General features: G+C 54.6%; 13 protein-coding genes. 2 read left to right on the forward strand and 11 right to left on the reverse strand.

Annotated elements, in window-relative coordinates:
• Positions 1–32: 32 nt before the first annotated feature.
• Both MHI42_RS14845 and MHI42_RS14850 read left to right on the forward strand, forming a co-directional pair.
• The gene (locus MHI42_RS14845) at positions 33–1,022 is read left to right on the forward strand and encodes an aldo/keto reductase (RefSeq protein WP_039302057.1); all 990 of its coding nucleotides are present in this window, start codon (positions 33–35) and stop codon (positions 1,020–1,022) included.
• 155 nt (positions 1,023–1,177) lie between these two features.
• Positions 1,178–2,086, forward strand: a complete 909-nt coding sequence (locus MHI42_RS14850) for an aldo/keto reductase (RefSeq protein ID WP_342424289.1) — start codon at positions 1,178–1,180, stop codon at positions 2,084–2,086.
• A gap of 119 nt (positions 2,087–2,205) precedes the next feature.
• On the opposite strand, the gene MHI42_RS14855 is transcribed toward MHI42_RS14850, so the two are convergent.
• The 11 genes from MHI42_RS14855 to msrA form a co-directional block, all read right to left on the reverse strand.
• Positions 2,206–2,499: a hypothetical protein gene (locus tag MHI42_RS14855; protein WP_171717491.1), complete on the reverse strand. Its 294-nt coding sequence runs from the start codon at positions 2,497–2,499 to the stop codon at positions 2,206–2,208.
• A 167-nt stretch (positions 2,500–2,666) separates the two neighbouring features.
• The gene (locus MHI42_RS14860; RefSeq protein WP_342424290.1) at positions 2,667–5,231 is read right to left on the reverse strand and encodes an S-layer homology domain-containing protein; all 2,565 of its coding nucleotides are present in this window, start codon (positions 5,229–5,231) and stop codon (positions 2,667–2,669) included.
• A gap of 149 nt (positions 5,232–5,380) precedes the next feature.
• The gene (locus MHI42_RS14865; protein WP_342424291.1) at positions 5,381–6,841 is read right to left on the reverse strand and encodes an O-antigen ligase family protein; all 1,461 of its coding nucleotides are present in this window, start codon (positions 6,839–6,841) and stop codon (positions 5,381–5,383) included.
• 51 nt (positions 6,842–6,892) lie between these two features.
• Complete coding sequence (locus tag MHI42_RS14870) at positions 6,893–7,627, reverse strand: ZIP family metal transporter (protein ID WP_081969841.1); 735 nt, start codon at positions 7,625–7,627, stop codon at positions 6,893–6,895.
• Between the two features lie 284 nt (positions 7,628–7,911).
• Positions 7,912–9,234, reverse strand: a complete 1,323-nt coding sequence (locus MHI42_RS14875; RefSeq protein WP_342424292.1) for an amidohydrolase — start codon at positions 9,232–9,234, stop codon at positions 7,912–7,914.
• A gap of 12 nt (positions 9,235–9,246) precedes the next feature.
• Complete coding sequence (locus MHI42_RS14880) at positions 9,247–10,659, reverse strand: Zn-dependent hydrolase (protein ID WP_342424293.1); 1,413 nt, start codon at positions 10,657–10,659, stop codon at positions 9,247–9,249.
• Positions 10,659–11,933, reverse strand: a complete 1,275-nt coding sequence (gene hutI / locus MHI42_RS14885; RefSeq protein ID WP_342424294.1) for an imidazolonepropionase — start codon at positions 11,931–11,933, stop codon at positions 10,659–10,661. The genes MHI42_RS14880 and hutI overlap by 1 nt, the downstream gene beginning before the upstream one ends.
• Positions 11,933–13,612: a urocanate hydratase gene (gene hutU, locus MHI42_RS14890; RefSeq protein WP_342424295.1), complete on the reverse strand. Its 1,680-nt coding sequence runs from the start codon at positions 13,610–13,612 to the stop codon at positions 11,933–11,935. The genes hutI and hutU overlap by 1 nt, the downstream gene beginning before the upstream one ends.
• Positions 13,613–13,762: 150 nt before the next feature.
• A complete protein-coding gene (locus MHI42_RS14895) occupies positions 13,763–13,885 on the reverse strand; it encodes a hypothetical protein (protein ID WP_342424296.1) in 123 nt (40 codons plus the stop codon).
• A 238-nt stretch (positions 13,886–14,123) separates the two neighbouring features.
• Positions 14,124–15,668, reverse strand: a complete 1,545-nt coding sequence (gene hutH, locus MHI42_RS14900; protein WP_342424297.1) for a histidine ammonia-lyase — start codon at positions 15,666–15,668, stop codon at positions 14,124–14,126.
• Positions 15,669–16,009: 341 nt separating this feature from the next.
• Positions 16,010–16,987 carry a peptide-methionine (S)-S-oxide reductase MsrA gene (gene msrA, locus MHI42_RS14905; RefSeq protein ID WP_342424299.1) on the reverse strand — a complete coding sequence of 326 codons (978 nt, stop codon included), beginning with the start codon at positions 16,985–16,987 and terminating at the stop codon, positions 16,010–16,012.
• Between the last annotated feature and the right edge of the window lie 50 nt (positions 16,988–17,037).

Below are 17,037 nucleotides of genomic sequence, written 5' to 3' on the forward strand. Positions count from 1 at the left end.
CACACTAACCAACAAATTGTAGGAGGAAAAATATGTATATCGCAAGTCCTGAACGCTATGACACTATGAAATATAACCGCACCGGCCGCAGCGGCCTGCTGCTCCCGGCGATTTCGCTTGGACTCTGGCATAATTTCGGCGGCAACGACGTGTTCGAGAACGGCCGGGCTATGGTCCGCCGCGCTTTCGACCTGGGGATTACCCACTTCGATCTCGCCAATAACTACGGTCCGCCCGCAGGCTCCGCCGAAGAGAGCTTCGGACAGATTCTGAAGAAGGATCTCGCCGCATACCGCGATGAGCTGATCATCTCCAGCAAAGCCGGCTACTATATGTGGCCCGGTCCATACGGCGAATGGGGCTCCAAGAAGAATCTCGTATCCAGTCTGGATCAGAGCCTGAAGCGGCTGGGCCTGGATTATGTGGATATCTACTATCACCACCGTCCGGATCCGAATACACCGCTCGAAGAAACCATGTCTGCACTGGATCTGCTAGTACGCCAGGGTAAAGCGCTGTATGTCGGTATTTCGAACTACAAGCCTGAAGAAGCGCGTGAAGCCGCGCAGATTCTCCGCCGTCTCGGCACTCCCTGCCTGATTCATCAGCCGAACTATTCGATGATGTCACGCTGGATCGAAGACGGGCTGCAGGATGTGCTGGCTGAAGAAGGCATCGGCACTATCGCCTTCTCTCCGCTGCAAAAGGGTATCCTGACCGACCGTTACCTGAAAGGCATTACCGCGGATTCCCGCGCAGCCGGACCAAGCGTGTTCCTCTCCGAGAAGGAAATCACGGCCGAGGTGATCGCCAAGGTAAGCAAGCTGAACGATATTGCCGCTGCCCGCGGACAGAAGATGTCCCAGCTCGCCTTATCCTGGGTACTCCGCGGCGGCAAAGTGACCTCCGCCCTGATCGGCGCGAGCAAAGTCAGCCAGATCGAAGATGCTGTAGCTTCCCTGAATGCGCCTGAGCTGAGTGCAGAAGAGCTGGAGCAGATTGAGAACATTCTGCGCGGATAATCCGGCGCCTGAAAAGCTGAAAGACAACATCTATTCTTACTTATAACGGCAATCCTGCCCGCCCGGCTGACAGTCAGCGGCGGCAGGATTGCCGTTTTGGCGTATCAGGATGATATAATAGACACAATTACAGTAACGAAAGGACGTCAGGTCAGATGAACACTAACCGTTTGGGACAATCTGATTTATATGTAAGCGCCATGGGCCTCGGCTGTATGACGCTGGGGACGGATGAGGTGAAGGCCGCTGCTATTATTCACGAAGCGCTTGATCACGGAATCAATTTCCTGGATACCGCCGATCTCTACGATGAAGGCCGCAATGAGGAAATCGTCGGCCAGGCGATCCGGCACCGCCGTGCAGATATAATTCTGGCCACCAAAGTGGGCAACCGCAGAATTCCCGGCCAAGAGGGCTGGAGCTGGGATGCTTCCAAAAGCTATATCCGCTCGGCGGTGAAAGAGAGTCTGCGCAGGCTGCAGACCGATTATATCGATCTGTATCAGCTGCACGGGGGAACGCTGGAAGATGAGATTGACGAGACTATCGAAGCTTTTGAAGAGCTGAAGCAGGAAGGGGTCATCCGTCATTACGGGATTTCCTCCATCCGGCCGAATGTCATCCGGGAATATGTGCAGCGCTCGGGAATAGTCAGTGTGATGAGCCAGTACAGCATCCTCGACAGACGCCCGGAGGAGAGCATCCTTCCGCTGCTGGCCCGGGAGGGTATCAGCCTGATTGCGCGGGGACCGCTGGCCAGCGGCATCCTGACAGAACATGGCCGCAGCAAGGCGGAGCGGGCATATCTGGACTATACTGCTGCGGAGCTGTCAGAGCTGCACGGCCAGCTAATGCAGCAGACTACCCTCACCCGCACCTTGACGCAGACAGCGCTGCAATATCCGCTGGCTGATCCTGCCGTTGCCGCGATTATTCCGGGGGCGAGCAGCCTTGCGCAGCTGCGGCAGAATATTGCATCCGCTACCTCACCGCCGCTCTCTGCCCTTGAGCTAGAGGCTGTCCGTAAGGTGAGCAAGGCAGGACGGTATACAGTGCACTTGTAGAGTTGAATGATTCCAAAGCGAAAGAAGCTGCCTTTGAAGCTGCAGGGAATCTGCAGTCATTGGACAGCTTCTTTTTCATACCTCCGGGGAACAAGTTTGAATTACAGCGATAAATCCGGTTAACCGTGCTTTCTCTTCTTAACGATCCATATAATCACCGAAGCGGCAAACACCAGGGCAGTAATGAGCCATGTCAGCAAAAAGGCCATACCCAGCCCAATATTCGCATCGAGCGCGTCTCTTCTGCTCTCCAGCACCAGCATCACCGCGAGCGGCGCCCCGCTGGCAATCAGCAGAACCGTCATACTGTAACGGGCAAAGTTCGTCCGTTTGTGAATGGCAGCATACAAGCTTATGAAACCAATAACCAGAAGTACAAATGTCAGCAAAGCTTCCCAGGTTAGTCTGTCCATCAAATCACACCTTCCATCTTCAAGCTAGCGCTCTATGAATCGCTGGGATAACAGCCAGTATAGCCGCTTTGGGAAGCAGACGCAAATCGTGCCTCGCTTCCATTTCAATACAAAAAACCGCCTGGTGTCTGCACCACAGGCGGTCTGAATATTGAGAATCAATAAAACTATAGTTTGGAGATCAATTGTACCGCTTCAGCACGCGTAGCCTTCTGCAGCGGATTAAATTTGTTGCTGCCTTGTCCCAGGATCAGCCCAAGCTTCTGGGCAGCGCTGGCATACGGCCGCGCCCAGGCAGCGATGGAACTATAGTCGGTAAATTTAATCTCCGGCTCTCCCGCATTTAGCGGTGTCTTATTCTTATATACATAAGCCTTCATCAGCATCGATACCATCTCTTGCCGTGTAATCGGCTGATCCGGTGCGAAGCTTGATCCGGAAGTACCGGTCACAATGCCGGCCTCTGCGGCAGCGGCGATCTCGCCGGCATACCATTTGGTTGAAGTCACATCGGTGAAGCTGCCCGCACTCCCTGATTTCAGACCTAGGCTCCGGGCAATAAATGCTGCAAATTCAGCACGTGTTACATTCTGATTCGGAGAGAAGTCCAGATCACTTGTTCCTGTGACCACTTGCTTCGCAACCATAGACTGTATTGCCGCAGCTGCCCAATGAGACGCTGAAATATCCCTGAACATTTTGCTGTATTGCAGTACGGCATATTGGCTGAAATGACTGGTTTCTGCAATCCAGAAGCCATTATCTAAATGTCCAGGCATGTATTGCAGGTCTCCTGGGTCGCCCAAGTAATAAATCCCGGTCAGATTGCCGTCCACACCTGCATTAACCTTCAGCTTCAGCGTAACCGGAAGGTCAAGCTTGGACAAACCGGTTACTTTCCCGTCCGCTGTAATCAGCGATAATCTTATTTCAAATGCAGCACCTGCGGAAGTAATTATCGTATTTGCCGATTTTGCGGTAATGGCGTCCGTCTTCTTGGCAATTTCCTCACTGGTCAGTGGAGAAAATTCAACAGAGACCTTAGCATCCTTCCATGCCTCTGCCGGAACCAGGCCTTTCAGCTGGTCCAGTACTCCACCCGGAATTTGAATGGACAAGTCATCTTTGACAACGGCCAGAGCGTTATTTTTATCAATTGGCACCAAGCCAGCCGGCAGCAACAGCTGCTTAATGTCACTGGCTACGGAAACTGTAGTCTTGCCATTCTCACTGTTCAACACCGTGCCCAGCGGCTTCGCAACACCTGCTGTGTCAACAACGGTGATTACAGGAGCTGCTGGAGTTGAAGCGGCCCCGGTAGTAGCCGGGCTGGCGATACCACCGCCACCGCCGCCTCCACCACCAGTATTACTTCCACCGCCAACCGTACCGCTTCCCGTGCTCTGCGGAGCCGGGAAAAGATAGGCCTGATAGGATTGGTCCCCGGCTTTATTTACGGCAGCAACGTTCACATGATAATTTTTCCCGTTTTGTAATCCCTGAATCAGATAATTCGTTTGATGAATGGGCGAGTTCGTCAGCAATTGACCATCAAGCCATACACGATAACCGTCCAGGTCGGCTTCTGTGTTGCTGTTCCAGGTCAGATTCAACGTCCCGTTCCCTGGTGCTGCTGCGAACCCTGTTGGCTTGTCCGGGAAAAGCCCTAGGGAAATATTCTCAGGAAAATAATCAAAGTTGTAGGGGACACCGTCTTTGGAGCTGGTTAAGTAAAGATAGAGCCATCCATATCTTGAATTGATATCAGGCAAATGAATCTCTTTGCCGGATGCCGTTGATGAAAGCCGCAAAGTATACATACTATCCGTATTTAACTGGCCGGCAAATCCAAAATGAAAGGTATCATCCTCAAACTTTAAGGAATCCACCTGGTAAATCCGCCCGGAATCATCAGCGAGCTCAAAATCGGAAGCCGCTATTTCATTTGCATCAAATAAATACGGAAAATGGGAGAAATCAGCAGCCTGAGCTCCCGGTAATGTAAGCTGGAAGCTGAATCCCGGATCTGTATCCAGATGCTGGGCGCTTGGCCTGAATGCCAGTATTTCGTCATTAGGCATCAGGGCCGCACCTCTTTTTTTGCCGCTGAGCAGAACTTTACCTTCCGGCATTAGAGAGGGAGCATACATAGGATAGCTGTAGCGTTCTGACTCATGACCCAGTAAATCTACCGAAGTAAGTTCGAACCTGTGGAGAGAATTATAAGGCAGGTTATAGAACTCGCGATAATAACTCTTAGTTGAAGCCATAAGCTGGTTGTTGTCATAGATATTATAATGAGCCAAACCAAACCTGTCCTCAGTAAGCCAATATGGAGCTACCATCGTAGTTTTATTCAGGAAACTGTACCAGTAGTGCTCGATATACGGAGTAGTAACCTTGTTATCAAAAGAATACACATCCCCCGATACACTTGCGTTAAACTGTCTGGTATCGCCCGATTCTACAGTTGCACTGCCGGGAATCAGCCCGGTGGCAATATTTCCATTCACCTTGGCCCAATATACAAGCGCGCTGTTAGAATGGTAGACCTCCCCAATGACTGATCCAGGGACTTGAACCTTGCTTCCATCGGTGTTATCCAGACTCAGTGAAATATCCGACTGATCAGAGTAAATCACTCCTGAAATTTCTCCTGTGGAGGCATTGTAATAAACTTTCAGTATACTGGCCGCATAGGTCAGTACAGGCGCGCTCAGTGCCAGCAGCATAAGAACTGCAAGCGAAGCGCTAATTTTACGTAAAATGTTGTGCAGAATAATTCCCCCCGGCGGATATGTAGGATTCGAATTTGGAAAATCCTTCACTACTATACGAGGAACTCCAGAATATTACAATGTGATTTTTAATATATAAACAGTCATTCTTGCTGTTTCTCTGCCTGCTTCAACATCGCTTTATAATTTCTGTTCTCCGGGATCATATCCGAGGCAGTCTGCATCTCTTGTACGGCCTTGTCCATATATATTGCATCTCCCTTATCTCGAGCTATTGCTGAATACAAGGCTGCCAGCTGATAGTGTGTCTCATGAGACCATGGCAGTGCTTTGTCTGCTCCCAGCAAGGATTGCTCCGCCTTATGCCAGTCCTTCCTGAGCATCTGCGATTCTCCTCCGGCAAGCCGGTTATAACCCAGGGTCAGCCATGTAAAAGCCACTATAGCGCAGAGCACCGGCAATGCTGTAACTGCACCCGTCCTGCGGGAGATGCGGACTGGTCTGGCAGAGAAACCCTCAGCCTCTGCTCCGGTAAGTAGCATAATAAACAGCCCGAAGATCAGCGGATAAGCCAATTCGATGTCAAAGGCTATATGGATACCAAACAAGATAATTGCCAGCAGGGTACTCCGTCCTGTGTGCCCTCTGCGCAAACCTGCCCAAAGCGAACTGGTAATCATTGCAATGAAGGTTAAGCCCCCCAGTATGCCGGTATCCAAAGCCACCTGAAAATACTGCTGATGTGCGTACTTCACAAATACGGAAGGGTACAGCACGGCCCAGCCGCCCCCTCCTACACCAAGCAGCCAATGCTTCCGCCATAATTGCAGCGCATCATTCCAATAGATCCGGCGCAGCGTGAACTCAGGCGCATTCCAGGCAATCTCCCGATAAGCTGCCCCACCGACCCACACGATTAGGGCAATGCCACCAACCAACAAGACTGCCGCTGTCAGAGCACCCATTATTGCAATCTTCTTGTTCTGCCCTGTAATCCCTACATAAAGCACCGCCCCAATGACAGCCAGAATGATCACAGCCCTGGAACCGGAGAGCAGCAGCCCCCCAGAGGAGACAACGCAGGCCAGCCAGTAACGTTTATATCCCGATAGCTGATAAGCGCGCCAACCGGCCGCTATGGCTGCAGCTGTTATCACAGCATAGCTATTCGCATACCCAAGCGTCGATTCCAGTCTTCCCTCCCTGAACAAGCCAAAGACCAGTCCCCATAGGGTCAGCGCTGCACCGCACCAGGCCCATGCCGACCATACCCGGTCCCGCTGCTCCGATGACAGTGTGGCAAACAGCAAAGACAACGGGAGCAGCGACGATATTTTGGCCGCCTCCAGCACCGCCTGTTCAAGATCAACCGCCCAAACCGCAGATATCCAATACATCACCGTGAATACCAGCAGAAGAACGTGCACAGGCAGCAGCATTATCCTGCCGGAGTGTAGAATACAGCTAAACGCAGCAGCATACAGCAGAACATCCAACACCAAAAAGGACCGGGTATGAAAATAACCCGCTCCAAGCAACCCCGCAATTATATAGATCAGTACAACATAGTAAGGCATTGCTGCCAAAGATTTTAGTTTCGCCATAGTAATAGACTTTTTCGACAGACTTTGCGGAAAAACCTCTATGCAAATCCTTCATCCGCCAAAAAACGTTGTAATATATACCATCGCCAGCAACCCGAATATAAACGAATAAGTCGAAGGCCGCTCATACCCATGGCCGTGGCTCTCCGGGATCAGCTCCTTATAGACAATGAAGAGCATCGCTCCGGCCGCGAAGGCCAGCCCGTAACCGACCACATTCTGCACATAGCTGGCTGTAAAATATCCGATGACCGCCGATACCATCTCCATCAGGCCGGTCAGGGCAGCAATAGTCAATGCCTTGCGCCGGGTCGCACGGGCATTCATCAGAAATATTGCCAGGATCAGGCCTTCGGGCATATTCTGGGCACCGATCGCAATAGCTACCATGGGCCCCAGGCTCGCCTGCTCACTGGCATAGCTGAAGCCGGTACTCAGCCCCTCGGGAATATTATGAATGAACAGCGCGATCATCACGAGCAGCGCTTTGGAATCCAGATTGCTGAGACCGGGCTTGTTCTCCACATCAATATGCGGAATATGGCTCTCGATCAGATCAAGCAGAAGCACCCCGGTAATCAGACCCAGAGTAAGAGCGATGATTCCCGACTCTTTGATCGCCTGCGGCATCAGTCCGAAGGTGGTCGCGGACACCATAATACCGGCGGTAAAGGCCACCAGCACATCTTTCCACAGCTCAGACAGCCGCTTCACGAACAGGATGGGAATCACGCCAAGAACCGTAGCCATTGCAGATAAAAAGCTGCCTAGAAACGCACTCGCCAAGTCTTCAACCCCTTTTGTGGACAGGACTTATAGACAAGCTTATGCTTCCGGCAGCCTTAAATATAACCAGGCTTCCATTATTTTCTTCCCATACAGATTGAACCGGTGGCGCCCAGCAAGAGTTCAATTGCATTTTGTACAACAGATCAGCACTAAATGTGCTAAAAAACTGAATCTGTTGCACTCTGTACAGCAGATCCCAGTAGAAAGGGTGTTATGGAGCCGGACTTCAGCAATCAATTGTATGAAATACATTAGAATCTGATGGTGATGAATGACATGAATTACTCCAGCTTCGCCCATTTCTCAAACAACCGGTCTACCCGCCTGCCGATGGCTGCTTCGGATACTGCCTTGATTTTTCCTTGTTCAAAAACCACCTTCCCGCCCACGACTACTGTCCGGATCGCTCCCGGCTGCATGGCATAGACCATGTTCGCGAACAATTCCCGCTTCGGAGCCAGCGACAGATCTTGAAGGTCGAGCGCCGCGAAGTCGGCGTACTGCCCGGTTTCGAGCGAACCCACCGGCAGCTGCAGAATCTCCCCGGCACTCCGGGTGCCCATCCGGTACACCTGTCCGGCAGTGATGCAGGTACCGTCCAGCCGGCTGACCTTCTGCAAAAGCGCACACATACGCATCTCCTCATACACGCTGATCCGGTTATTGCTGCAGCCTCCGTCAGTCCCGAGTGTCACTCTGACGCCTGCCTTCAGCAGGTCGGGAATGCGGGTCACCCCGTCAGCCAGAAACATATTACTGGACGGACAGTATGCCAGCGACCCGCGTCTTGCGCCAATCAGTTCAATCTCGGAATCCTCCAGCCAGACCAGATGAACCGCAATCATCCGCTCGTCGAGAACGCCCAGGGAATCCAGATAATGCACAGGCCGCAGGCCATAGTCACGCTGGATCTCTTCTACCTCGAACATTTCTTCCGCCACATGGATATGAAAAGGCGTATCCAGCTCCATAGCCAGCTTATGCCCGGCCCTAATCATCTCCGGTGAAGCCGCATGCGGGCTATGCGGAGCCGGATGTACCGTAACCATGGGATTGCCCTGATACTTCTTGGCTAATGACCGCGTCCGCTCTACAGCCTCCGGAACCGTCTCCCGGTAAGCAAGTGGTGCCCCGGTCCAGTCATACATCGTGCGGGCAAATACAAGCCGGATTCCCAGATCACCCGCGGCCCGGATCACAGCTTCATCGTAGACAGTTCCGCCGTTATGCACATAGAAGAAATCACAGACGGTCGTGATTCCGTAGCGCAGCATCTCTCCGAAGGCAAGCAGTGCGCCGGTATAGATGGCCTCTTCATCGAGAAGCGGTGTGTACTTGTACAGGGCCTGATTCCGCCAATCCAGAAACGGCTTATCAATTGCAATCCCGCGCAGCAGACTCTGGAAGGAGTGATTATGTGAATTGACGGTACCGGGAACGATAGCTCTGTCCTCCCAGTGGATGTGCCTGGCGTCGGGATAGCTGCCCAGCAGCTCTTCACATTCTCCCACATCCGTAATTATCCCGTTCTCCACCAGCAGAGCGCCATTCTTCTTGAATTCGTCCTGCGTGTACAGAACATCTGCTGAATATATTTCGCGCATGGTTTGGTCCTCCTAACGGCTTAGTTGCTCATCGAGTGCCAGAATAGACTGCAGCAGGACATTGCCCGCCTTCTCAATATCCGCTATCCGGCTCTCTTCCTCCGGGCAATGGCTTTTGCCGCCCAGGCTCGGTACGAAGAGCATTCCCGCGCGGGTCAGCGAAGCCATATGCGTGGCATCATGACCAGCCATGCTGCCCAGCTGCAGAACTGGAATCCCCAGCGCTTCTGCCTGCGCAGTACTCACATCAATGACCCGTGCATCCATTGGCTGCGGCGCCTGATCCAGAATCAGCCGCCGCTCCAGCCGGAGGCCTCTGCTTCGGGCAATCCCCTCAGCCTGCTGGCTCCAGTCCCCTATCATCTCCTGAATCTGCTGGCGGTCCGCTCCCCTGGCCTCCAGGTGGAAGAGTACCTTCTCCGGAATAATATTGGCGGCATTCGGTTCATTGCTGATCCGCCCGATCGTGCCCACGGCTTCATCCGCCGGATGCTTCCGGCAGACCGCTTCGAACGCCAGCATCATCTCAGAAGCGCCCATCAGCGCATCCTTCCGGTCCTGCATCAAGGTGGTACCGGCATGATTCGCTTCTCCCGTGACGGTAATCTCCTCGCGGTAAATTCCCGTGATGGCGGTGACGATTCCCACTGGAATGCCCCGGTCCAGCAGCCGCTTACCTTGCTCAATATGGACTTCGAGAAAAGCTGCAAACGCCTCGGGTTCCCTCCGGCATTGTTCGAAATGCTCAGGATCGCCGCCTGCCCGCCGCAGCGCCTCCGTCAGCAGCTGCCCCTGATCATTGCGCACTCCGGCAAGATCACCCCGGCTGAGCTTGCCCGCGACCGCCCGGCTGCCAAACGTGGAGAGTCCGAACGGATTAGGTTCCTCCGCGCTGAAGGAAACCAGCTCCAGCGGATGACGGGTGTTGATCTTGTTCTCTTCCAGTACTGTCATAACCTCCAGAGCCAGCAGAACGCCAAGCGCACCGTCATATTTACCGCCGTTTGGAACCGTATCGATGTGGGAGCCGAATGCGATCACCGGAAGGCTCTCCCGGGCTCTGCCGGAAGCACCTAAGCTGCCGGCAGCTGTTGAATCTCCTAACTGATCTGAAATCATCTGCCCATCCGGAACTCCTGAAACCTCTAAGTCTTGCGAAGCCTCTGGATATTCCATAACTTTTGAAGCTCCGGATGCAGTCCCCTGTCCCGCGCCCCTTCGGGTGGCCCAGATATTCGCCGCTTCATCTATCCTGACCCTAAGCTGCAGATCCAGCAGCTTACTCTTGAGCCACTGCCGGGCGGCCAGCTCGGCCTCAGTGAAGGTCGTCCGGTCCAGCCCTCCGGTCTGCTCATTCAGGCCGAACTTGGCCAGCTCCCGGATGTTATTCTGCAGACGTTCCGCATTAATCCGCAAGGTTCTCATCACCATACCCTCCGTCCGTTCTGAATGACTGCCTCACCCTTCTTGAACACGGTATCCACCAGATTCACCGCATAATGGTACTGGAGGTAGAGAACATTCGGCGCATCGAACATTACCAGATCTGCCTGTTTGCCAACCTCAATGCTGCCGATCACATCCGCACGGCAGATCGCATGTGCCGCGTTGATTGTACAGGCCGTCAGCACCTCCGCCGGAGTCATGCCCATCGTCAGGCAGGCCAGATTCATAATAAACGGCAGCGATTCCGTCGGGGAGGAGCCGGGATTGCGGTCGGTCGACAGCGCAACAGGCACACCGGCATTAATCATCGCCCGTGCATCCGCAGGCTTTGCCATCAGGAAGAAGGCTGTGCCCGGAAGCAATACGGCGATTACTCCGCTCTCCGCCATCGCCTGTATGCCAGCTTCGGAAGCATGCAGCAGATGATCCGCTGTCACTGCCCCCAGCTCGGCGGCCAGCTCTGCTCCTCCGCAGGAGACAATCTCATCGGCATGGAGCTTGGGCTTCAGCCCCCAGCTCCGGCCCGCCTCCAGAATATCCCTGGACTGCTCCACCGTAAATACTCCCTCTTCGCAGAACACATCACAGAACTCCGCCAGCCCCTCCCTGGCCACAGCCGGAATCATCTCTTCAATCACGCAGCGGACATATCCATCCGCATCGCCGCGATATTCCACCGGCACGGCATGCGCGCCCATGAATGTGGACACCACATCCACCGGATGGGAAGCATCCAGCCTCCGGGCCGCCCGCAGCTGCTTCAGCTCATCCTCCAGCCGCAATCCGTATCCGCTCTTGGCTTCGATGGTGGTTACCCCATGCGCCAGGAAACGGTCCAGCCGCTTCACGGTTTCGGCGATCAGCTGTTCCTCCGTAGCCTCCCGGGTCCGTTCGGTGGAATACAGAATTCCACCTCCTGCATTTAGAATGTCCATATATTTAGCGCCCTGCAGCCGCAGATTCAGCTCAAACTCCCGGGAGCCAGCAAAAACGGCATGGGTATGGGGATCGACCAGCCCCGGCGTAACAGTCTTTCCTTCCGCTGAGAACACCGTCACCTGCTTATCTCCGGCATGCTGCTCCACATAGCTGCGCGCATCCTCATCACTGCCGACGAAGGTGAAGATACCGTCTTCAATCACGATTCCCCCATGCCCGATTAGCCCGAGCTCCTCCATCTCCTTGCCCGTCTTCGGCTTATTACTGGCACCGCCAAGCGTCGCGATCTGCGCAGCGTTCTGAATATAGATCATCACTTGACTCCTTTCGGGTCAATCAGCATGGGCATCACAATGCCTTGAGCCTTGGCTGTCTCCACAGCCAGGGGATACCCCGCATCCGCATGGCGGACTACTCCCATCCCCGGATCTGAGGTCAGCACCCGTTCAAGCCGTGCTTCCGCTTCCTTCGTTCCATCAGCCACTACGACCATTCCGGCATGCTGCGAATAGCCCATGCCGACGCCTCCGCCGTGGTGCAGCGATACCCAGCTGGCGCCTGCAGCGGTATTGACCAGCGCATTCAGCAGCGGCCAATCCGATACCGCATCACTGCCGTCACGCATCGCTTCCGTCTCCCGGTTGGGGGAAGCGACAGAGCCTGCGTCGAGATGATCCCTGCCGATAACAATCGGCGCAGACAGCTCTCCGGCTGCCACCATATCATTGATAATCCGCCCGAACTTCGCCCGTTCACCGTAGCCGAGCCAGCAAATCCGTGCAGGCAGCCCCTGGAAGGAGATCTTCTCCTGCGCCAGAGTAATCCAGCGCTGCAGCCCTTCGTTATCCGGGAATGCCTTCAGAATAGCCGCATCCGTCTTATAGATATCTTCAGGATCGCCCGACAGGGCGACCCAGCGGAACGGTCCTTTGCCTTCGCAGAATTGCGGGCGGATGTAGGCCGGGACGAAGCCCGGGAAGTCAAAAGCCTGCTTCACGCCTTCATCATAGGCGACCTGGCGGATATTATTGCCGTAATCGAAGGTAACCGCCCCCCTCCGCTTAAGCTCCAGCATCGCTTCGACGTGGCGGGCGATACTCTTTCGCGCCAATTGTATATATCCCTGCGGGTCCTCAATTCTTAGCTGCTTAGCCGTATCCACCGTGAAGCCTTCCGGCACATAGCCGTTCAGCGGATCATGGGCCGAGGTCTGGTCGGTCAGAATATCCGGGACAAATCCCCGGGATATCATCACCGGCAGTACCTCTGCCGCATTGCCGAGCAGGCCCACCGAAAGCGCCCGCCCGGTGTCCCGGGCTGCTTCAGCCAGCGACAGCGCCTCATCCCGCGTTTCGGCCAGCACATCGCAGTAGCGGGACTGGATTCTTTTCTTAATCCGCGTCCGGTCCACATCGATGCCGATGAATACCCCGCCGTTCATGGTGACGGCCAGCGGCTGCGCGCCTCCCATGCCGCCGAGTCCTGCGCTAAGTGTGATCGTCCCCTGCAGCGAACCGCCGAAATGCTGCCTCGCACACTCCGCGAACGTCTCATAGGTCCCCTGCACAATTCCCTGCGTACCGATATAAATCCAGCTGCCCGCCGTCATCTGCCCGTACATCATCAGCCCTTTCTGGTCCAGCTCATGGAAGGTACTCCAGTTGGCCCAGGCCGGCACCAGATTGGAATTGGCCAGCAGCACGCGCGGGGCATCACGATGGGTGCGAAAGACGGCAACCGGCTTGCCGGACTGTATCAGCAGAGTTTCGTTGTCCTCAAGCATTTTAAGGGAGCGCACAATAGCATCATAGCTCTCCCAGTTGCGCGCGGCCTTGCCGATCCCGCCATAGACAACCAATTGCTCCGGGTGCTCCGCCACCTCAGGGTCGAGATTGTTCATCAGCATACGCAGCGCCGCTTCCTGCACCCAGCCCTTGGTGTTCAGCACGCTGCCTCTTGGCGCGCGGCAGACTCTTGGTTCATCCATATTCATATTCTTAACTCCCCTTCCTCCATTGAACATGCTGATCATGCCGGGAATCCTGTGACTGCTTAAGCTGCAGATAACTCCCCTTCCAGCGGCAAACTTTCATACGTAGTTGAATGCAGCGTTATCCCGCAAGAGAGCAAATTACAATTTTGATTAACAATCCTGCACAAAATACAACATTCCCTTCATCAAATCGGCTGCAACCGGAAATTGTTGTAGAAAATACAGCATTCCGCCTCTTCCAGCCGGCTTAGCGGAAGAATTGTTGTATTCCATACAACAATCCCCCTGAACACCCGGGTATCCAGGTATCAAAGTTGCAAAAATTACAACAATTATGCCTATAGCAGCTGAACTAAAGTTCTCAGCCGGCTTCCAGACATGAACTCCGAGCAAACTGTTACATTACCGCCCCATTGCTTCGTTTAAAACTCGCCAAAAGGCTTGATCGGCCAGACCCCGTCCTCCAGTAACTAACCGGTTAGCGGAATCGAATGTTTCTGCTTGCCCTTGATCAGGAATGAAACGGAACCAGCGCGAACAACTCCTCCAGCACATCCGCTTCCTTCATCCACTCGGCGATGGTGGCGAAATCACCGGACAGCACCCGGTCCCCTTCTACGAACGGGACCACTTCCCGGCAGCGGTCATACAGCCATTTCGTGCCCGTCCCGAGCAGCTGCGGCCCCCGAAAATCGGCTGCCTGCGCCCCGCATAGCAGCTCGATCGCCAATACCGCATAGGCATTGTCGACGATCTGCTTCGCCTTCCGGGCGCCGATCGTGCCCATGCTTACATGATCCTCCTGATTACCGGAGGAGGGGATCGAATCCACACTGGCCGGATGAGCCAGTGATTTATTCTCGGACACCACGGATGCCGCCGCATACTGGGCGATCATGAACCCGGACTGCAGCCCGCCGTTCTTCGTCAGGAACGGGGGCAGTCCCTCGTTCAGCTGCGGATTGACCAGCCGCTCGATCCGCCGCTCGGCAATGTCCGCCAGCTCCGCCGCGCTGATGGACAGATGATCCATCGGCAGCGCAACCGGCTGCCCGTGGAAGTTCCCGCCCGAGATCACCTTGTCTTCATCCGCGAAGATCAGCGGATTGTCCGTGGCCGAGTTGATCTCAATCTCAAGCTTCTCTGCGATGTAAGCCAGCGCATCACGGCTTGCGCCGTGGACCTGCGGCGCGCAGCGCAGCGAATAGGCATCCTGCACCCGCACTTCCCCCTGATTAGTCATCAGCTTACTGCCGGCTGTCAGATTGCGGATATTATCGGCCGCCTGGCGCTGGCCTTGATGCGGACGAACCGCATGCGTTGACGGGTCGAACGCATCCCGGACCGCCCGCAGCGCCTCACAGCTGAGCGCGGCCGTGCAGTCGGCCCAGTTGGCCAGATTCAGCGCATCCCGGCAGGCCAGCGTGCCGACAGCGGTCATCACCTGTGTTCCGTTGATCAGGGCCAGCCCCTCCTTGGCCGCAAGGACAATTGGCGTAAGGCCCGCCTTGGCCAGCGCCTGAGCACCAGGCATCCGTATACTCTGATAATAGGCTTCACCTTCGCCGATCAGAACCAGTACCATATGCGACAAAGGGGCAAGGTCACCGCTTGCGCCCAGGGAGCCTTTTTCCGGAATCACCGGAACTACGCCCCGGTTAAGCATCTCCACCATCAGCCGGATCACCTCCAGACGGATGCCGGAATAACCAAGGGATAAGGCGTTTATCCGCAGCAGCAATATTGCGCGCACAACCTCCTCCGGGAACGGCTCGCCAATTCCGCAGCAGTGGCTGCGGATCAGATTAAGCTGCAGCTGCTTCGTATCCTCCGGCGAGATGTACGTATCACTGAATTTGCCGAAGCCGGTCGTGAGGCCGTACACCACTTTTTTCTCCAGAAGGAGCTTCTCTACATATTGGCGGGTACGGTCCACCTTGCGGCAACTCTCCTCGCTCAGGTCCACCATCCGATAATACCGGGCCACCTTAACAACTTCCTCAATGGTTAATGTATTGCCGCGGATCATGACGGTTTGATTGTCTATGTTGGGCATATGCCTCACCTGCTTCCCGGGTAATAGAAAAAGCCCATACCCTAATAGAGGTACCGGCTTCTATATCACTAATCGCTAAATTACGGCTAATAATCCCTAGATATGATTGAATCCAAATCCTACCGCTTCATGCTCCACGCTGCCGGACATCTTCCCCCGTACTGAAGCCGATGCTTCTACCATACCGGAGATCTCCTCTTTTCTTGACGTTATATAATATGCCTTACACTCGCTAATCATGAATAATTCCCATTAAAAACAAGTTAGGGCAGTCCCCCAGATCCGGAAGCCTGCCCTAATACATATGATATTCCGTCCTGAAGTCAGCCCTTCATCCGGAGTTAACCTTGGCTCTCCCGCTCAAACTGCTCTAAATACCGCCCAAGCCCTTTCTCCGCAAGCTCATTCTTCGGAATAAAACGCAGTGCGGCGGAATTCACCCGGTAATGCAGCTTCGCCGGCTCCGGGCCATCGTAGGATAAATCCCCCAGATAAGCCCCGCTCAGCCTGCTGCGCAGCACCGTCCGCACTTCACCGCTGCCGTAATCCGCTTCTCGGCGGATCAGCCCCTCTTCCACGGGCTTAGTGAATCCGGGCCAGCCGGTTCCGGCATCGAATTTGTCCGTGGAGCTGAATAACGGATCACCGCTGATCATATCGGCGTAGATCCCTTCCCCGAAGTGGCTCCAATACTCGTTCTGATACGGCGGCTCCATAGCTTTCCTCTGGGTGACCTCATATTGCAGCTCTGTCAGCTGCTTCAGCAGCTGCTTCTTGTCTTCGCGGCTGTTCCAGTGCAGCTCCGTGAAATCATCACGGCCTGAACCCTTCTGGTACAGCTTATAGTCCAGCGGATGGGTTCTATAATAATGCTGATGCTCCGCTTCCGCCGGATAGAAGGCTGCTGCCGGCAGAATTTCCGTCACAATCGGTGCTTTGAACCGCTTGCTGGCCTGAAGCGCCGCCTTCGACAGCTCCGCCTTCTGCCGCTGCTCTTCACTGTGTACAAAAATCGCCGCCTCGTAAGCACGCCCCCGGTCCATGAATTGCCCGCCTCCGTCTGTCGGGTCAATCAGCTGCCAATAAATGTCCAGCAGACGTTCATAAGGGAAACGTTCCGGGTCAAAGGTGATCTGCACCGCCTCCCTATGCCCTGTAGCTTCTCTTCCTAATGCCTCGTAGGTAGGATTCTCCGTATGTCCTCCCGTGTAACCGGATACCACCGAGACTATACCCGGCAGCTCGTCGAACGGCTTGACCATACACCAGAAGCAGCCGCCGGCGAAGGTGGCCACCTGGAGTGTATTGTTAGTAGTCAAACAGACCGCCTCCTTGTACTCTTTTCCCCTATTATATATGAATACCCTTG

The organism is Paenibacillus sp. FSL E2-0178 (genome assembly GCF_038593005.1).
Classification (GTDB): Bacteria; Bacillota; Bacilli; order Paenibacillales; family Paenibacillaceae; genus Paenibacillus_AQ; species Paenibacillus_AQ phytohabitans.